General features: G+C 66.6%; 13 protein-coding genes. 10 read left to right on the top strand and 3 right to left on the bottom strand.

Translation table 11 applies throughout. The annotated features are described in order from the left end of the window. Window positions 1–41: 41 nt before the first annotated feature. From tssC to AC1DZY_RS00935, 7 genes are all read left to right on the top strand, one after another. Window positions 42–1,535 carry a type VI secretion system contractile sheath large subunit gene (tssC, locus tag AC1DZY_RS00965; protein WP_476818183.1) on the top strand — a complete coding sequence of 498 codons (1,494 nt, stop codon included), beginning with the start codon at window positions 42–44 and terminating at the stop codon, window positions 1,533–1,535. A 104-nt stretch (window positions 1,536–1,639) separates the two neighbouring features. Next, on the top strand, window positions 1,640–2,122 hold the full coding sequence (locus tag AC1DZY_RS00960) for an Hcp family type VI secretion system effector (RefSeq protein WP_476818182.1): 483 nt from the start codon (window positions 1,640–1,642) through the stop codon (window positions 2,120–2,122). Between the two features lie 81 nt (window positions 2,123–2,203). Beyond that, window positions 2,204–2,803, top strand: a complete 600-nt coding sequence (tssE, locus tag AC1DZY_RS00955; RefSeq protein WP_476818181.1) for a type VI secretion system baseplate subunit TssE — start codon at window positions 2,204–2,206, stop codon at window positions 2,801–2,803. Between the two features lie 158 nt (window positions 2,804–2,961). Continuing rightward, window positions 2,962–4,923 carry a type VI secretion system baseplate subunit TssF gene (gene tssF, locus AC1DZY_RS00950; RefSeq protein WP_476818180.1) on the top strand — a complete coding sequence of 654 codons (1,962 nt, stop codon included), beginning with the start codon at window positions 2,962–2,964 and terminating at the stop codon, window positions 4,921–4,923. After that, entirely contained in the window at window positions 4,920–5,984 is a 1,065-nt protein-coding gene (tssG, locus tag AC1DZY_RS00945; protein ID WP_476818179.1) for a type VI secretion system baseplate subunit TssG, read from the top strand. Before tssF ends, tssG begins: the two co-directional genes overlap by 4 nt. Then, window positions 5,981–8,692: a type VI secretion system ATPase TssH gene (tssH, locus tag AC1DZY_RS00940; protein WP_476818178.1), complete on the top strand. Its 2,712-nt coding sequence runs from the start codon at window positions 5,981–5,983 to the stop codon at window positions 8,690–8,692. The genes tssG and tssH overlap by 4 nt, the downstream gene beginning before the upstream one ends. A gap of 72 nt (window positions 8,693–8,764) precedes the next feature. Continuing rightward, window positions 8,765–9,574 (top strand): hypothetical protein, encoded by an 810-nt coding sequence (locus AC1DZY_RS00935; RefSeq protein WP_476818177.1) that lies wholly within the window; start codon window positions 8,765–8,767, stop codon window positions 9,572–9,574. Window positions 9,575–9,596: 22 nt separating this feature from the next. Here the strand turns inward: AC1DZY_RS00935 and AC1DZY_RS00930 are convergent, their stop codons facing one another. The 3 genes from AC1DZY_RS00930 to tagH form a co-directional block, all read right to left on the bottom strand. Further along, a complete protein-coding gene (locus AC1DZY_RS00930) occupies window positions 9,597–10,862 on the bottom strand; it encodes a LysM peptidoglycan-binding domain-containing protein (protein ID WP_476818176.1) in 1,266 nt (421 codons plus the stop codon). Window positions 10,863–10,981: 119 nt separating this feature from the next. Beyond that, a complete protein-coding gene (locus tag AC1DZY_RS00925) occupies window positions 10,982–11,506 on the bottom strand; it encodes a PAAR domain-containing protein (protein WP_476818175.1) in 525 nt (174 codons plus the stop codon). A 64-nt stretch (window positions 11,507–11,570) separates the two neighbouring features. Continuing rightward, complete coding sequence (gene tagH / locus AC1DZY_RS00920; RefSeq protein ID WP_476818174.1) at window positions 11,571–13,100, bottom strand: type VI secretion system-associated FHA domain protein TagH; 1,530 nt, start codon at window positions 13,098–13,100, stop codon at window positions 11,571–11,573. A 205-nt stretch (window positions 13,101–13,305) separates the two neighbouring features. Between tagH and AC1DZY_RS00915 the strand changes: the two genes are divergently transcribed. The 3 genes from AC1DZY_RS00915 to AC1DZY_RS00905 all read left to right on the top strand — a co-directional run bounded on the left by AC1DZY_RS00915 (window position 13,306) and on the right by AC1DZY_RS00905 (window position 16,495). Continuing rightward, a complete protein-coding gene (locus AC1DZY_RS00915; protein WP_476818173.1) occupies window positions 13,306–14,259 on the top strand; it encodes an NAD(P)/FAD-dependent oxidoreductase in 954 nt (317 codons plus the stop codon). Beyond that, window positions 14,249–14,974, top strand: a complete 726-nt coding sequence (locus AC1DZY_RS00910) for an SDR family NAD(P)-dependent oxidoreductase (protein ID WP_476818172.1) — start codon at window positions 14,249–14,251, stop codon at window positions 14,972–14,974. Before AC1DZY_RS00915 ends, AC1DZY_RS00910 begins: the two co-directional genes overlap by 11 nt. 99 nt (window positions 14,975–15,073) lie before the next feature. Further along, complete coding sequence (locus AC1DZY_RS00905; protein ID WP_476818171.1) at window positions 15,074–16,495, top strand: cytochrome P450; 1,422 nt, start codon at window positions 15,074–15,076, stop codon at window positions 16,493–16,495. The last annotated feature ends 4 nt before the right edge of the window (window positions 16,496–16,499 follow it).

The raw sequence follows: 16,499 nt of genomic DNA, 5'->3' as shown, positions 1-16,499 counted from the left end.
AGCGCTCCGCGAGCGTTGCCCTGCATAGTGGAATGGTGATCATGGCTGCCGAACTCAAAACCCAAGACCAGACCGGGCAGACCGAGACGCGCGACGTCGACGAGTTCGCCTCGCTGCTGAAGCAGAGCTTCAAACCGCGCACGGAGCGGGCCGCGACGGAGGTCGAGAACGCGGTCTCGACCCTGGTCAAGCAGGCGTTGGCCGATCAGTCGCTGGTCAAGGACGACGTCCTCGACACGATCGAGGAGATGATCGCCCAGCTCGACAAGAGACTGTCCGATCAGGTCAACGCGATCATTCACGCGCCCGAGTTCCAGCAGATCGAAAGCGCCTGGCGCGGCCTGAACTACCTGATCATGAATTCGGAGACGGATTCGCAGCTCAAGATTCGCGTCATGAACGTCTCGAAGAACGAGCTGTCCAAGACGCTGAAGCTCTATCCCGGCGCCAAATGGGACCAGAGCCCGCTGTTCAAGAAGGTGTATGAGCACGAGTTCGGCCAGCTCGGCGGCGAGCCCTATGGCTGCCTGATCGGCGATTACTATTTCAGCCACTTGCCGCAGGACGTCCAGCTCCTGCGCGACATCAGCAAGGTCGCGGCATCCGCCCACGCTCCCTTCTTCGCGGCGGCCGGCCCGACCCTGATGGGCATGGACTCCTGGAACGAGCTCGCCAATCCGCGCGATCTCGGCAAGATCTTCGACACGCCCGACTATGCCGCCTGGCGTTCGCTGCGGGACTCCGACGATTCCTGCTATGCGGGCCTGTGCATGCCACGCGTGCTGTCGCGGCTGCCCTATGGCGCGAAGTCGGAGCCGGTCGAGGAGTTCGGCTTCGAGGAGGAGACCGACGGCCACACCGGCTCGAGCTATGCCTGGATGAACGCGTCCTATGCGATGGCGGTGAACATCAACCGCGCCTTCAAGGAATGGGGCTGGTGCACGCGCATCCGCGGCGTTCAGTCCGGCGGCGAGGTCGTCAATCTGCCGACGCACACCTTCCCGAGCGACGATGGCGGCGTCGACCTGAAATGCCCGACGGAGATCGCGATCAGCGACCGGCGCGAGGCCGAACTCGCCAAGGCCGGCCTGATCCCGCTGATCCATCGCAAGAATTCGGACAAGGCGGCCTTCATCGGCGCGCAGTCGCTCTACAAGCCCAAGAAATACGACAACAACGTCGATGCGACAGCGTCGTCGAACCTTCGCTCACGCCTGCCATACATGTTCGCCGTCTCGCGTTTCGCGCACTACCTGAAATGCATGGTCCGCGACAAGGTCGGCTCGACGATGGAGGAGGAGCAGCTCACAGTCTGGCTGCAGGAGTGGATCAACCAGTATGTCGACGGCGCGCCGGCGACATCGACCGAACAGACCAAGGCTCGCAAGCCGCTGGCGGCAGCGAGCGTCCAGATCCGCCCCGACGAGGAAAACCCCGGCTACTACTCGGCGCGTTTCCTGTTGCGGCCCCATTACCAGCTCGAAGGCATGGATGTCAGCCTCAGCCTCGTGTCGCGGCTGCCGCAGAAATCCTGATCGCGCCTCTGCGAATTTTGCACCGCTGTTCCCGGTGGAACAGCGGTGCTGAGGGCCAGCGGCCAGTATGAAGTCGTCGAAACAATCCAACGGGAGCAACCACCATGGCTGAAGACATCTACCTCAAGTTCGAATCGCCGTCCCTCGAAGGCGACAGCGTCGTCAAGGGTCACGAGAAGGAACTCGCCCTCCTCGCCTGGAGCTGGGGCGCGAGCCAGTCGGGCACGACGCATGACGGCCCCGGCGGCGGCAAGGGCAAGTCGTCGTTCCAGGACCTCTCCTGCACGATGAAGATGGACACCGCTTCGGCGACCCTGCTGCAGTGGTGCGCCAAGGGCACGCATGGCGGCAAGGCCACGCTGATCCAGCGCAAGGCCGGCGACAAGCCGCTCGATTTCCTCACGCTCATCATGGAAGACATCATCGTCTCCTCGGTCAGCATGAGCGGCTCGGGCGAGGATGTGATGCTGAACTTCTCGCTCAATTTCGCCCGCTACGAATACAAGTTCGCCGCTCAGACCGAAAAGGGCGCGAAGGGCGTCGAGAAGTCGGACAAGTACGACATCGCCAAGGCCGAATCCAAGTAAGCTCCCGCCTTTGGGCCGGCGTCACGCCGGCCCAAAGCCACGCTGCGCTGCTGGTCGCTCTGACAATGTCAGACGCGACCAGTGGGGTTTTCGCGCAAGGCGTGGCGGTTGTTATTGCGTTGCGGGGCAGGCTGGATGAGTCGAAAAAAGGCCGTCAATCTGCGGTTTCCGCTGATGTTCGCCTTCCGCTCGGCAGCGGAAGCACGCGACGGCAAGAAGACTGTCGATCTGCGCGACGACGGCGGAGAGCGCGTGGTTGCCGGGCGCGTCATGACCGGGCGCGCAGGCATCTCGGAAAATCGCCTGCGCAGCGAATTGTCTCGCGACCTGGCGCTGTTGCTGAACACCGTCAATCTGGAATCATCGTTCGACTTCGGACCGCACGACGCGGCCCGTCGGTCGATCATCAATTACGGACTGCCCGACATCGCCCACCGCACGATCGACGAGTCCGGCATTGCCGATATCGACCAGGAGATCCGGGACGCGCTGCTGCTTTACGAGCCGCGGCTCGTCCGAGAATCGCTCCATGTCGAGCGCGACAAGTCGATAGAGGTGCATGAGCTGGCGGTGCGGTTCATCGTGCGGGCTGACATGGTCGCCGACCCCGTCAATGTTCCGGTCGAGTTCTTCGCCGAGATGCAGGCCGGCTCCGGCAAAGTCGTCGTGAGCCGGATCTAGGCCATGATGCGAGCGCCCGATCAACGGAATGGTGAAGCGCCCCGCCGGCGCATGGGAACGGCCGACGCTCGCGCTGTCGCCGTCATCGGCTTCATGGTGGCAAGCATGCACCCGCCCGTCGTCCATTCCGCACGCGCCGGCATTCTGCCCTAGCAGCCATGGATCGCGAATTCCTCGATCTCTACAACCGCGAACTGGAGCTGCTTTTTCAGCAGGCGAAGGAGTTCGGCGACGAGTATCCCGGCATCGCCGACCGGCTCGGCGGGCTCGTGCGCGACCGGATCGACCCGATGGTGTCGGGGCTGCTGGAGGGGCAGGCGTTCCTGGCCGCGCGGGTGCAGCTCAAGCTCAAGCACGAGTTTCCCGAATTCACCTCCAATCTGCTCGAGCAGCTGGTGCCGAACTATCTGGCGCCGACGCCGTCCTGCATCCTCGCGCGCTTCGTCCCCGGCTATGGCGACACCGCCATGCGCGAAGGCAAGACGATCCCGCGCGGCAGCTATCTCGACGCGACCTACCAGCAGCGCGGCCGCCGCGTCGCCTGCCGCTACCGTCTTGCCTCCGACGTGACCTTGTGGCCGTTCGAGATCACGGGCGCCGACTATTTCGCGACGCCCGCCGCGCTTCAAGGACTCGGCATCCCGATCGACCGGCGTGCGATGGCTGGCCTGCGCATCGGGCTGACCCATCGCGCCGCGCCCAAGCGCGACGACGAGCCGTCCGACGCCGAAGCCAAGATCAAGCCCGATTGCTGGTTTGCCGGCACCAAGGTCGAGACGCTGCCGTTCTACCTCACCGGCGCCGAGCCCGACGCGCACGTGATCTACGAGCACATCATCGCGCGCCGCATCGGCGTCTATATTCGTTTCCTCGACACGTTCGGCGATCCCGTCACGGTTCCGCTGCCCGAGGACTGCATCAGCCAGATCGGCATGGAGGGGCTGGACGCGCTGATGCCCCATGATTCGCGCATCTTCAGCGGGTTCGACCTGCTGCGCGAATACTTCATGTTTCCGCGCAAATTTCTTGGATTCACGCTCGGCGGGCTGAAGGCGATCCGGCAGGCGCTGACCTCGCGCAATATCGAGATCATCATGGTCTTCGACGAGGCGAGCGCGCGGCTGGGCAGCGTCGTCGATGGCAATTCCTTCTCGCTCTACACCAGCGCCGCGGTCAACCTGTTCGAGATGGGCACCGACCGTGTCGCGCTGAAGACCAATGTGCACGAGCACCAGATCGTACCTGATCGCAGCCGCTATCTCGAATTCGAGCCGCACCGGATCGTCGACGTCTTCGCGCATTTCGCAGGCGGGCGCGAGAAGGTGCCGGTCCGGCCGCTCTATTCGGCCTCGCTCGAAAACAGCGACGAGTCCGGGTTGTTCTACACCATCCGCCGGCTACCGCGCCGACGCTCGATCGAGGAGAAACAGCGCGGCGCGGCGTCGGACTATATCGGCACCGACATGTTCATCTCGCTGACCGAAAAGCCGGGCCTGGACCTGATCTCGAAGGTCGTCGAGATCAGCGTGCGCGCTTTCTGCAGCAACCGCCATCTCGCCGAGCAGTTGCCGGTCGGGACGAGCGGCGCCGATTTCCGGCTGCCCGAGGACCAGACGCTCGACATCGTCTGCATGGCCGGGCCGACGCCGCCGCGCGAGCCCGTCGCCTCCTATCTGCGTAGCCGCGGCGAGACCGCCCATACCGGCACCGTGACCTGGCGGCTGATCAACATGCTCAGCCTGAACCATCTCGGCCTGCTCGAACGCGGCGGCGGCAAGGATGGCGGGGCGCTGCGCGAGACGCTGGCGCTGTTCGCCGACCTCGCCGACAACGCCACGGAACGGCGCATTCGCGGCACGCGCTCGGTCGAGAGCCGGCCGGTCGTGCGCAGGGTGCGCCACCGGGCGGGGCTGGGCGCGGCGCGCGGCACCGAGGTCACCGTCCTGCTCGACGAGAAGGCCTTCGAAGGTTCGGGCGCTTTTCTGCTCGGCGCGATCCTGGACCGCTTCTTCGCCGAATATTCCGGCGTGAACCACTTCACCCAGACGGTTATCCGCACGGTCGAGCGCGGCGAAATCGCACGCTGGCCGCCGCGCGCCGGTTCGCGGAGGGTGCTGTGAGCCATTCCCTCGAGCAGTTGCGCGACGATCTGAAGCTGGAGCCCTGGCGCTTCGACTTCTACGAAACGCTGCGCCGGTTCGAGCGCGCCAACCCGGACAAGCCGCGCATCGGCGATTCCAGCTCCACCCGCGAGGAATATGTCGCGCTGGGGCAGGACCCCTACATGGATTTTCCAGCCTCGACGCTGGCGAAGGCCGATGACGACGCCTCCGGGCGCATGCGCATCCTGGTCAAGTTCCTCGGCCTGCTCGGGCCGCAGGGCGCCCTGCCCTATGCCACGACCGAGGAAGCCCATGCCTGGCTTCTCGCCAAGGACGATTCGTTTCCGCGCTTTCTCGATCTGTTCCACAACCGCTTCCTGCAACTGTTCTTCCGCAGTTGGGCCGATGCGCGCCCGATCGCACAGCATGACAGCGCGACGAGGGACCGCTTTTTCGATTTCGTCGGCGCGGGGATCGGGCTCGGCAGCGCGCCCTATCGCGGCCTCGACGCCACGCCCGACGCCGCCAAGCTCGCCTATTCGGGCCTGCTCGGCGCGCAGGCGAAATCGGCGGCGCGCCTGCGCGGCTTCCTCGAGGGCATGTTCAAGCTCAAGGTCGAGATCGACGAGTTCGTCGGCATGCGGATCGAGTTCGAGGAGAGCGACCGTTCGAGCCTCGGCGGCAAGCATGCCAGGCTCGGCGTCGACATGCTGGTCGGTTCGGGCGTGTTCAGCGTCGAGGACAAGATTACGGTAAGGCTGCATACGGCCGATCTCGACGAGTATCGCCGGTTCCTGCCCAGCGGCGATGTCTGCCGGGCTGTCAACGACGCGATCTTCTTCGTGCTCGGCCATGAGATCACCTGGGATGTCGAACTCGCGATTCCCGCCCGCAAGGTCGAGCCGATGAGCCTGACGCGCGCGCGCTCGGCCCAGCTCGGCTGGACCTCCTGGCTTGCGCCCAGAAGCGACGCGGCCGCCGACGAGATCCGCTGCGACGCGCGCTTCCAGCCCGGACAGGCCAGCAGCAAGCCTGCCAAATCACAACTTAAAACAAGCAAAGCCAGGGGGCCAAAATGAGCGAGATCAGTCTCGAAGCCATCACCGGAAAGCTCAACCGCCTGGGCTATGACGCTTTCATCCAGGCGCTGCGCGGGGCCAAGCGCAGCGGCAACCGCAATGTCGAACTGGCGCACTGGCTGCTGCAGTTGCTCCAGAACGACAAATCCGACCTCGCCATCACGGTCGATCACTACAAGCTCGACCGGGCGCGGATGCTGACCGAAGTCGGCGCCGTGGTGAACGGCTTCAAGCGCAACGAGACCGAGATGCCCGGCGTCTCGAACCAGATTTCCGACGTGCTCGACCGCGGCTGGCACTATGCGACGCTGTTCTTCGGCGAAGCGCAGATCCGCTCCGGCCATCTCCTCATCGCCGCGCTGAAGTCGGTCGAGCTGCGCCGTGCGATGTTCGACGCATCCAAGGAATTCGGCAAAATCCCCGTCGATGCGCTGGCGAGCGAACACCGCACGCTGTGGGCGGACTCGGACGAGGAAACGCTGCAGCCGATGGACGGCTCCGGCCTCAGCAGCGGCAGCGGCAGCGAGACCGCGCCCGGCGCCAAGGGCTCGACCGCGCTCGATCGCTTCTCGATCGACCTCACCGCCAAGGCGGCATCGGGCACGATGGACCCGATCACTGGCCGCGACGACGAGATCCGCCAGATCATCGACGTGCTGATGCGCCGCCGCCAGAACAACCCGATCCTGACCGGCGAGGCCGGCGTCGGCAAGACGGCCGTGGTCGAGGGCTTCGCCCAGCGCATCGCATCGGGCGACGTGCCGCCGCCGCTGCGCAATGTCCGGCTCTGCTCGCTCGACATCGGCCTGATGCAGGCCGGCGCTTCGATGAAGGGCGAGTTCGAGCAGCGCTTGCGCTCGGTCATCGACGAGGTCCAGTCCTCGCCGACGCCGGTGATCCTGTTCATCGACGAGGCCCATACCCTGATCGGCGCAGGCGGCGCGGCAGGGACCGGCGATGCGGCAAACCTGCTCAAGCCCGCGCTGGCGCGCGGCACGCTGCGCACCATCGCGGCGACGACCTGGGCCGAGTACCGGCTCTATTTCGAGAAGGATCCGGCGCTGACCCGGCGCTTCCAGCCGGTGCAGATCGACGAGCCCGACGTGGCGCGCTGCTGCACCATGCTGCGCGGCATTCTCGGCCCGATGGAGAAGCATCACGGCGTGCGCATCTCGGATGCGGCGATCGTCGCGGCCGTGACCCTGTCGCATCGCTACATCCCCGCCCGGCAGTTGCCCGACAAGGCGGTAAGCCTGCTCGACACGGCCTGCGCCCGCGTCGCGATCAGCCAGACGACGACGCCGGCCTCGATCGAGGACACCCGCATCGCCATCACGGCGCTCGACAAGGAAAAGCTCGCGCTGGAGACCGACCGCGACATCGGCACCGACGCCGGCGAGCGCCTCGCCGAGATCGCCACCGAAACCGCGACGCTGCAGGAGAAACTCGCCAAGCTCGAAGGCGAGTGGGATTCGGAAAAGGCGATCGTCGAGGAGATCAAGGCGCTGCGCGAGAAGATCGCCAAGGCCGCCGCCGCAAAGGCGAAGGCTGCCGCAGGCGAGGCCGGCACCGCCGGCGACGCTCCGATCGGCGAAGGGACCGAGACGCCGCCGGAAGACGCGGAGGCCGATTTCAGCGCGCTCAAGGACCGGAACGCCTCGCTTGAGGCGCTCAATCCCGACGAGCGCAAGATCTACGCCCATGTCGACGAGCAGGCGGTCGCCGCGATCGTCTCCGACTGGACCGGCATTCCGGTCGGCCGGATGGTCAAGGACGAGATCGAGACCATCCTCAACCTCGCGGAAACGCTGAACAAGCGCGTCGTCGGGCAGCAGCACGGCCTGGCCATGATCGCCAAGCGCATCGAGACCAACCGCGCCAAGCTCGACAACCCCAACAAGCCGATCGGCGTGTTCATGCTTTGCGGCCCATCGGGCGTCGGCAAGACCGAGACGGCGCTGGCGCTGGCGGAAGCGCTCTATGGCGGCGAACAGAACATCATCACCATCAACATGAGCGAGTTCCAGGAGGCCCACACCGTCTCGACGCTGAAAGGCGCGCCTCCCGGCTATGTCGGCTATGGCGAAGGCGGCCGCCTGACCGAGGCCGTGCGCCGCAAGCCCTATTCGGTGGTGCTGCTGGACGAGGTCGAGAAGGCGCATGCCGACGTCCACGAACTGTTCTTCCAGGTCTTCGACAAGGGCCAGATGGAGGACGGCACCGGCCGGCGGATCGACTTCAAGAATACGCTGATCATCCTGACCTCGAATGTCGGCACCGAGGTCATCATGGAGATGGCGCGCGACCCCGAAACGAGGCCCGACGCCGAGACCCTGTCGACGGCGCTGCGGCCCTATCTGCTCAGCGTCTTCCCGCCGGCGCTGATCGGCCGCATCGTCACGATTCCCTATTACCCGCTGTCGCCCGACATGCTCGGTGGAATCGTCCGGCTGCAGCTCGACCGCATCGGCAAGCGCATCCGCGAGAACCACAACGCCGCCTTCCTGTACGATCAGGCAGTGGTCGACCATATCGTGGAGCGCTGCAACGATCCCGATTCCGGCGGCCGCATGATAGACAACATCGTCACCAACACGCTGCTGCCGTCGCTCTCGCGCGCCTTCCTCAACAAGGCGATCGAGAAGACCGAGGTGAAGAGCGCCAAGGTCTCCATCGAGGACGGCCAGTTCGCCTATGAGGTGCTCTGAGGCACGAGGCCTCATGGCGCGCGGCGCTTCCGGCGACGCGCGCCAGAAACTGGACATAAAAGGAGACCGACGATGCTCGAGGCCGGAATCCGCCCGCTCGACGCGGACATCTTCTCGAAGGCTGCGGTCAACTACCGCGTCCACATCCTGGTGCGGGCGACAAACCCGGCCTCGCTGCCGTATATGAGCCTGCCCGACTATTCGGCCAAGCGTCTGGACTGCAAGGCCAAGACGGCCGACCGCAACGTCACGCTAAATGGCCGGGCGTACCAGACCGCAGGCCTCGTCGTGGACCCGACCGTGGTCGGGGCAACCGCCTATGACGGTGCGAAATACGGCAAGGCGTTGGAAGAATGGGACAAATTCAGGGGGCTGGTGGCGCAGAACCTGTTCGATGCTTCCGGAAAACGGCTCGCACTCTATTTTCCCGGCCTCACCCTCTACGCCGTTCAGCTGGACCCCGAACACAAGCATTATGGCTGCGTGATGTTTTCCTCGATGTCGCTGGCGACCGCCGCCAGCTATGTCCACGGCGACTATGACCTCTACGCCATCGTACCGGCGGACAACCCGACCGAAACGCTTTTCGTCAAGGAAACGCGGCAGGGTCAGGTCCACGCGCGCTCGAAGGAACTGCTGGACGTGCAGAACTACGTCAACAGCCGGATCGGGCGTCCGATGATCCTGCACGGCGACCAGGAGAAATACGCGACGCATTCCGACGAGGTCGTCTACGCCTTCCTGCCGGACGGCCGCAGGCGCATGCTGAACGGCAAGGCGGACATCGAGGCCTACTACGCAACGGAACTCAAAGGCCGCAAAACCGCCGGGAAGGGCGTCGCGACGGAACCTGCCTATGGCCTGTTCCACCGCGTGACCTGAAGCCTCGCCCGGCGCGCCGCCCTCACTTCCAGTTGAGGCCGCGCTGGCGGACGGCGATGCGCTGCTCCTTCGTCATTTCGGGCAGGAACGGCACCTTGATGCGCATATACGGCTTCATCTGCTTGGGATGGGGGAACTCGGCGCTCCGGTTGAAGTCGAAGATGATCGGCCAGAGCAGCAGGTCGCCATACCATTTCTCGGAGATCACCGAGAGCCAGTCCTTGCGCTCGATCCTGGCGCCGATCTCGTGGGTGAACATGGTCGCCGCCATCTCGGGCGGCCTGACTGGCGCGGAGTAGAGCTCCTCGGGCGATTTTCCGGCGGTGAACTTCGTGAACATCTCGTCGACCTGCGCGCGCGGCACGGCCGGGTTGAAGCCGATCATCATCGCGGCGCGCACCGCAATCGCGCCGAGCGGCCCCATCGCGTTCAGCCGTGAGACGAGAGCCGAGTCCATGACCCAGTTGGCGATCGCGAATATCGGCTTGTCGACGTTGATCCTGTAGAATTCCGACGGCGCCCGCGAGCCGTATCTGACGGAAAGCTCCTCCAGAGACTTGAACAGGCCGTAGCGATCGACGATGACCACCCCTTGCGGTGAATTCGAGACAAGGATGGTGTGGAAGGTGTCGGCCAGCTTGCCGCCCTTCGTCACCGTCCGCTTGATGGACACCATGAGCAGACCCTCCGTGCCCTGCGCATAGCCGACGATGTCGCTCCAGGAGGTCGCGATACGGGCAGGCAGTTCGCTGAACTTCGCCTGCATCGCCTCCAGCGTCTCGCGCACCTCCGCCGGCAACATGCCGCGGCCGAGCTTGCTGTCGAAGGATTCGATCGAGCGGCCCGCCGCCTTGAGCACGTCGTCCAGCGTCATCACCAGCGACTGGCCGGTGCGCTCCAGCGCCTGGCCGATCGAGATCGGAACGCAGAGCTTGCCGCGCTTGGCGGCCCAATAGAACTGCGCCGCCGTGTTCAGGAACCGGCCCAGCGCCGGCCGCGCGATCGCTCCGACCGTCGAGGCGACCTTACCGACCGGAATGACGCTCAGCGCGCGCAACAGATCCTGGAACACGCCGCCGGTCGTCCCCGAACCGAAACCGCTGCCGAAGCGGCCGAGATCGACGAATACGATGGAGCCGATCTCGAAGGCGTTGGCCGCGCCCGCAGCCGCCCAGACGCCGATCAGGTTGGGGTTCCGATCGACGAATTCCGTCAAAACCTCGTCGGTGTAGTTGCGCGCGGTGGTGTCGTACCAGTCCGCAAAATCGGCCGCGCATTTGATGGACATGACGCTCTCCCCTGGTTCGCTGGGAGAACGGTAGTGCGCGGCAGGGAGACGCTGCTGTTCAGGCGGGAACAGTCAACGCTCCAGGGACGTCCTGAAGGGTGGCGGCGAGCGCCGGCCGCTCAGCCGCCGATGATGACGGTCGTGCAGCCGCCCGCGATCTTGTTGGGCGGCCCGAGCGCCTCGACGATGGTGTCGCCCATGCGGCAGGCCGGCAGGCCGTTGATCATCACGGTGGTCGAGCCGTCGACGACGACGCCGGGACCGTGCGGCGGCACCGGCAGCGGCGTGGCGCAGATATGGATGTCGACCATGCCGCCGCTCGGCGAGCCGCCGCTGGCCGCAGCGCTGTTGATCGTCGCGCTCATCGCCGTCGAAGCGGCCGTCTTTGCCGTCTCCTCGGCCGTCACCGCTGCAGCCGCGCCGGGTGTCGGTGCGGCCGCGATCTTGGCAGCCTCGGCAGCCTTCAGCGTGGCGTCCGATGTCGCCTTGGCCGATTGCAGGGCGGCAGCCCCGGCGCCGCCGATACCGCGCCAGGCCGGCATGCTGCCGATCAGCACATTGGAGCTGCCCGGTCCCGGCTGGAGAACCGGAGGCAGCGGATGGAGCACCGGATCTCCGGTGCGGGCAGCAGGTCCTGTCGGCATGGGCCAATCCCGGTCAGATGACGCTACGCGAGACTAGATCGAGCCAAATCGACCCGCAAGCCGCTCAGGAGCGCAGCCGGCTCGCGAGCCGATCGTAGCATTCGGAAAAATACAGCATGAAGGCATCGACGAGGCCGTTGTCATGGCGCTCGGTCTTGGCCTTCCAGCGCGTCACATAGGTGTCCCAGAGCTTGGCCTTGCGCGAGCCCATCAGGCCGCCGAGACCGCCTTCCTTCTCCGTCGCCGTCTCGACGGAGTTGGGATCGAGATCCTCGACCACCATCTTCAGCGCCTGCTGCATGGCGGAATAGGTGTTCATCTGGTGCGTCTTGAGGTCGCGAAAGCTTTCCTCCAGCGCCCGCCTCGCGTCGAGATAGCTCGTCGTCGTCGGGCCGAACATGGTCCGCAGCGCATCCTCGACCGTGGGCGAGAATTTCAGCGGATTGTTCTCCAGCGCCTGGATCATGGTCTGGTTGGTGCTGCGCACCAGCCCCTTGGTCTCGGCGCGGGCCTGCAGCATCTGCTTGACGTTGTCGCAGGTGATGCGGAGCAGCAGACCGGTCAGTTCCGCGAGTTCCTCCGGCGAACGGTGGCTGAAAACCTCCTCGCCGACACCGGCGCCCTTGGCCATCCGGGCAGCCAGATTTTTGCCGAGCGGCTGCGACGGTGCCTGCGCCTGAGGAGGCGGCGGCGGGGGTGCCACCGGTGCCGGCGGTGGCTCTGGTGGCATGAACGGCGGCGCAGCGCGCGGCATCTCGGCCGCAATCGCGGCGGGCGGCGCGGTCATATAACCGCCGGGCGGGCTCGTCGCCCCCTCGCCTGCCGGACGCACCGGCGCAGCCGGGGGAAGCGGATTGATCGACCAGTCGGAGCTTGACGCCGACGACGGCGCGACCAGCGGCGGCAGCGCCTCGAAACCCGGCTGTTCGAAAGCGGTGGGGGCTGCGGCAGGCCGCTCCTCGAACGGGTCGGGCTTGGCAGCGAACGCCTCGCTCGGGAAGGCAGGCGGCGCCAACGGTGTAGCGGCGGCAGGTGGCAGATCGGTGGGGCGCGTCGGAGGCAGCCAGGCCGGCACGGCGCGCTGCGGCGGCGGTGCGTCGACCTCGGGAATGTCGACATACCAGTTCATCAGGTCGTTCTGTTCGGCAGCCGGGCGCGGCGGACGCAGCTCGGCAGCCGAGATCGGCGGCGCGGTCGAGGTCGAATCCCACATCTCCTCGGCCCGCGTGAAGCCCTGGGCCGGTGCTTCGGGGGCCTGCTGGGCGGCGGCGTCGAGTTCGACCTTCGCGCCGATGATGTAGTGGCCGATCTCGATGCTGTCGCCATCGTTGAGGCGATGCGGTCCGGCGATGCGCTGTTCGTTGCCATTGACGAACGTCCCGTTGCTGGAAACGTCGTGCAGCCAGTAGAAGCCGTCGCGGAAGCGCACCTCGCAGTGACGGCTGGAGACGATCCGGCCGGGATCGGGCAGGGTCCAGTCGAGATATTGGTCGCGTCCGATATCGAGCCCGCGCTGACCCTTGATGGCGATCTGGAGGGGGCCGCCATCAGGCAGCCTGTCCATGTTCTGGATCGAAAGCGTCAACGAAGGCACGCGCAGTTTCCCGGTCGGACAAGACGAGGCCGGGACACGCGAAACCTCGCGGCGAACCCGGCAGGGAAAGCATAGTGCGGCCCCGGAAAAGATCAAAGCAGTCCTTGGTTGCGCAACCGTCAACGCCCAATCGCAGGGCGCGATGCCGCCGGAGACTGGTCCAGAGCGCCTGCCTCGGCGTATCGACGCCGGGGAGAACGACCTTATGACGACGCATATCGCGATCATCGGCGCTGGCATGGCGGGGCTCGCCGCCGCTCGAAGGCTGGCGGCGGCCGGCCATTCCGTCACCCTGTTCGACAAAAGCCGTGGTCTTGGCGGACGAATGGCGACGCGGCGCGTGGACGCGCTGCGCTTCGACCATGGGGCACAGTATTTCACCGCCAGGGGTGCGCGGTTTCGCGAGCAGGTTGCGACATGGCTGGCGCAAGGCCAGGTGGCGGAGTGGTTCGAGGGCGCGTTCGTCGGGACGCCCGGCATGACTGCGCCGGCCCGGATGATGGCGGCGGGGCTGGCGACCGTCACCGGCTGCCAGATCGCCACGCTGGCGCGCGGCGGGCGGGGCTGGAGGCTCCATGCGGCCGAGGGCTCAGTGGCAACGCCCGACGCAGACGGTTTCGACGTCGTGATCCTGGCCGTGCCCGCGCCGCAGGCGATCCCGCTCGCGGCCTCGGCAGGCGTCGCGCTGCCGGGCGTCGAGCGCGTGCGCTACGCCCCGTGCTGGGCGCTGATGCTTGGCTATGACGGCCCGGTTCTGGCGGACACGCATCTCCGGCCTTCCGATGACGCGGTCGCCTGGATCGCGCGCAACGCAAGCAAGCCGGGGCGGGACGCCGGACATGAGACCGTGGTGGTCCATGCGACACCGGCATGGTCGCGCGCGCATCTCGAGGTGCCCCCCGAGATCGCGGCCGCCGCATTGCTGGCGCGCTTCGAGGCGACCACCGGCGTGAGCCGTCAGCCGGGCTTCGTCGCGGCCCATCGCTGGCGCTATGCGCTGGTCGAGCAGCCGCTGGGCGAAGCCTGCATCTGGCACGAGGATGTCGGGCTTGGAGCCTGCGGCGACTGGTGCCTCGGGCCGCGCATCGAGGCCGCGTTCGACAGCGGCGAGGCGGTGGCGCAGGCTGTGCTGGGCAAGGACGGACGTCATGGCGGCTGAGCCCCCTACCCCACCCTGCGTCTGGAAGCCGGGCGGCGTCGCCATCGTCTTCGGCGCAAGCGGAGGCATCGGCGGCGCATTGGTTCGCAAGCTCACCGGCGCTGGCGCTTTCGACGAGGTAGTCGGCTTCAGCCGCGGCTCCCAACCGGCGGCCGATCTTCTTTCGGAGCCGAGCCTGAAGGCGGCCGTCGAATACGCGGCTGCCAAGGGTGAGATTCGGCTCGTGATCGACGCCACCGGCTTCCTGCATGACAAAGATCAGCGGCCGGAGAAGAGCTGGCGCGAACTCGATGCCCAGGCAATGGCGCGCGCCTTCGCACTGAACGCGATCGGCCCGGCCCTGATCATAAAGCACGCCTTGCCGCTGCTGCCGCGCACGGGCAAGGCGGTGTTTGCGACGCTCTCGGCCAGGGTCGGCAGCATTGCCGACAACAAGCTCGGCGGCTGGTACAGCTACCGCGCCTCCAAGGCCGCACTGAACCAACTCCTGCGCACCGCCGCGATCGAATGCCGGCGCACCCGGCCAGACGCGATCTGCGTCGCGCTGCATCCCGGCACGGTCGAGACCGGGCTTTCCGCACCATTCGCCCGGACGGGCCTCGACGTCCAAAATCCCGACGAATGCGCGGCGCGGCTGCTCGCGGTGGTCGACGGCGTCGGACCGGCCGAGAACGGCGCCTTCCTGAGCTATCGCGGCGAGTCGATCCCCTGGTGAAGCGGCTGCGACGTCGCGGACCGGCGACTTTCGCCCATAGCGGCACCATAATCATGCTGCATCACGGAAACCCGCCTCAGCGCGAAGGGACCGGCCAGCATGACGACGATCGCGATATCCGCGCCGGATTTTTTGCCGCGGCGCCGCCTGCCGCCCGCCCCCGTCCCGGCCGAGCATGAGTTCGGCAAGCTCGAACTGCTGCTGCGTTTGCGCCGCAACCCGCTGACGATCTGGCGGCAGCGGCATTTTCGCGAGCCCATCGTCGCCGGCAAGAGCCTGCTCGGCTATGGCGTCGTGGTGTCCGATCCCGCCGCGATCCGCCATGTCCTGGTCGAGAATGTCGCCAACTACCGCAAGGACGACCTGCAGCGCGCGATCCTCGCGCCGGGCCTCGGCGAAGGGCTGCTGACGGTCGAGGGCGAGGCCTGGAAGCGGGCGCGGCGCACGCTCGCGCCGCTGTTCACGCCGCGCCGGGTCGAGGCGCTGGCGCACAGGATGCTCGCGCCGGTGGAGGCGCAGGTCGCGCGCATGGCGGCGCGCCGCCGGGGCCGTATCGTCGATATCAGCCAGGATATGACGCGGATCACCTATGACGTTCTGGCGGAGACGCTGTTTTCAAACAGCATCGCCGGCGGGGCCGAGGCCTTCGGAGCAGCGCTGACGCGCTATTTCGAGACGCAAGGCAAGATCGACCCGCTCGACGTTCTCGGTGCGCCAAAATGGCTGCCGCGCATCGGCCGCTTTCGGGCGCGCTCGGCGGTCGACTTCTTCGAGAGCAGCGTCCAGACGATCATCAGCGAGCGGACGGCGCTGCGCCAGCAGGCCGAGGAGACCGAAAACGGCCTGCCGCCCGACCTGCTCTGCGCCCTGCTCGACGCGCGCGATCCCGAGACCGGCGCAGGACTCAGCGACGCCGAAATCGGCGCCAACATCATCACCTTCATCGGTGCGGGCCACGAGACGACGGCCAATGCGCTGACCTGGGCGCTCTATCTGCTGGCGCTTGCGCCCGATATCCGCAGCGCGGTCGAGGCGGAGGCCGATGCGGCGGCGGGCGATGTCGTCGCAGCCGCGCTCTCGGGCGGCCGACTCGCCATGACCAGGGCGGTGATCGAGGAGGCGATGCGGCTCTATCCGCCGGTGCCCTCGCTGTCGCGCACCGCGATCGCCGCCGACGAGGCCGGCGGCGTCGAGATCCCCAAAGGCGCGCTCGTCATCGTCGCACCTTATGTGCTGCATAGGCACGAGAGCCTGTGGAGCGAGCCTGGGCAGTTCCGGCCGGAGCGCTTCCTGCCCGGCGCGCGCGAAAGGATCGATCGCTACGCCTATCTGCCCTTCGGCGCGGGACCGCGCATCTGCATCGGCCTGCAATTCGCCATGGTCGAGGCCGTCCTGACGCTGTCGACGCTCGTGCGCAACTTGCGCTTCGAGCATGCCGGCGAGGCCCCGCCCGTGCCGGTCCACCAGATCACGCTGCGGCCGCAGGGCGGCATGCCGATGCGGGTGACGCCGCGCGGGTGAGCTA

Source organism: Allobosea sp. P2_A10, from assembly GCF_056405115.1.
The sequence above is the reverse complement of the archived record's forward strand: the minus strand, read 5'-3'. Positions and strand labels throughout refer to the sequence as shown.

Bases quoted from the DNA above. Each gene is read 5' to 3' on its own strand.
- AC1DZY_RS00960 (WP_476818182.1), top strand. From the start codon at position 1,640: ATGGCTGAAGACATCTACCTCAAGTTCGAATCGCCGTCCCTCGAAGGC.
- AC1DZY_RS00930 (WP_476818176.1), bottom strand. From the start codon at position 10,862: ATGTCCATCAAATGCGCGGCCGATTTTGCGGACTGGTACGACACCACC.
- tssH (WP_476818178.1), top strand. From the start codon at position 5,981: ATGAGCGAGATCAGTCTCGAAGCCATCACCGGAAAGCTCAACCGCCTG.
- tssC (WP_476818183.1), top strand. From the start codon at position 42: ATGGCTGCCGAACTCAAAACCCAAGACCAGACCGGGCAGACCGAGACG.
- AC1DZY_RS00935 (WP_476818177.1), top strand. From the start codon at position 8,765: ATGCTCGAGGCCGGAATCCGCCCGCTCGACGCGGACATCTTCTCGAAG.
- AC1DZY_RS00915 (WP_476818173.1), top strand. From the start codon at position 13,306: ATGACGACGCATATCGCGATCATCGGCGCTGGCATGGCGGGGCTCGCC.
- AC1DZY_RS00925 (WP_476818175.1), bottom strand. From the start codon at position 11,506: ATGCCGACAGGACCTGCTGCCCGCACCGGAGATCCGGTGCTCCATCCG.
- tssF (WP_476818180.1), top strand. From the start codon at position 2,962: ATGGATCGCGAATTCCTCGATCTCTACAACCGCGAACTGGAGCTGCTT.
- AC1DZY_RS00910 (WP_476818172.1), top strand. From the start codon at position 14,249: ATGGCGGCTGAGCCCCCTACCCCACCCTGCGTCTGGAAGCCGGGCGGC.
- AC1DZY_RS00905 (WP_476818171.1), top strand. From the start codon at position 15,074: ATGACGACGATCGCGATATCCGCGCCGGATTTTTTGCCGCGGCGCCGC.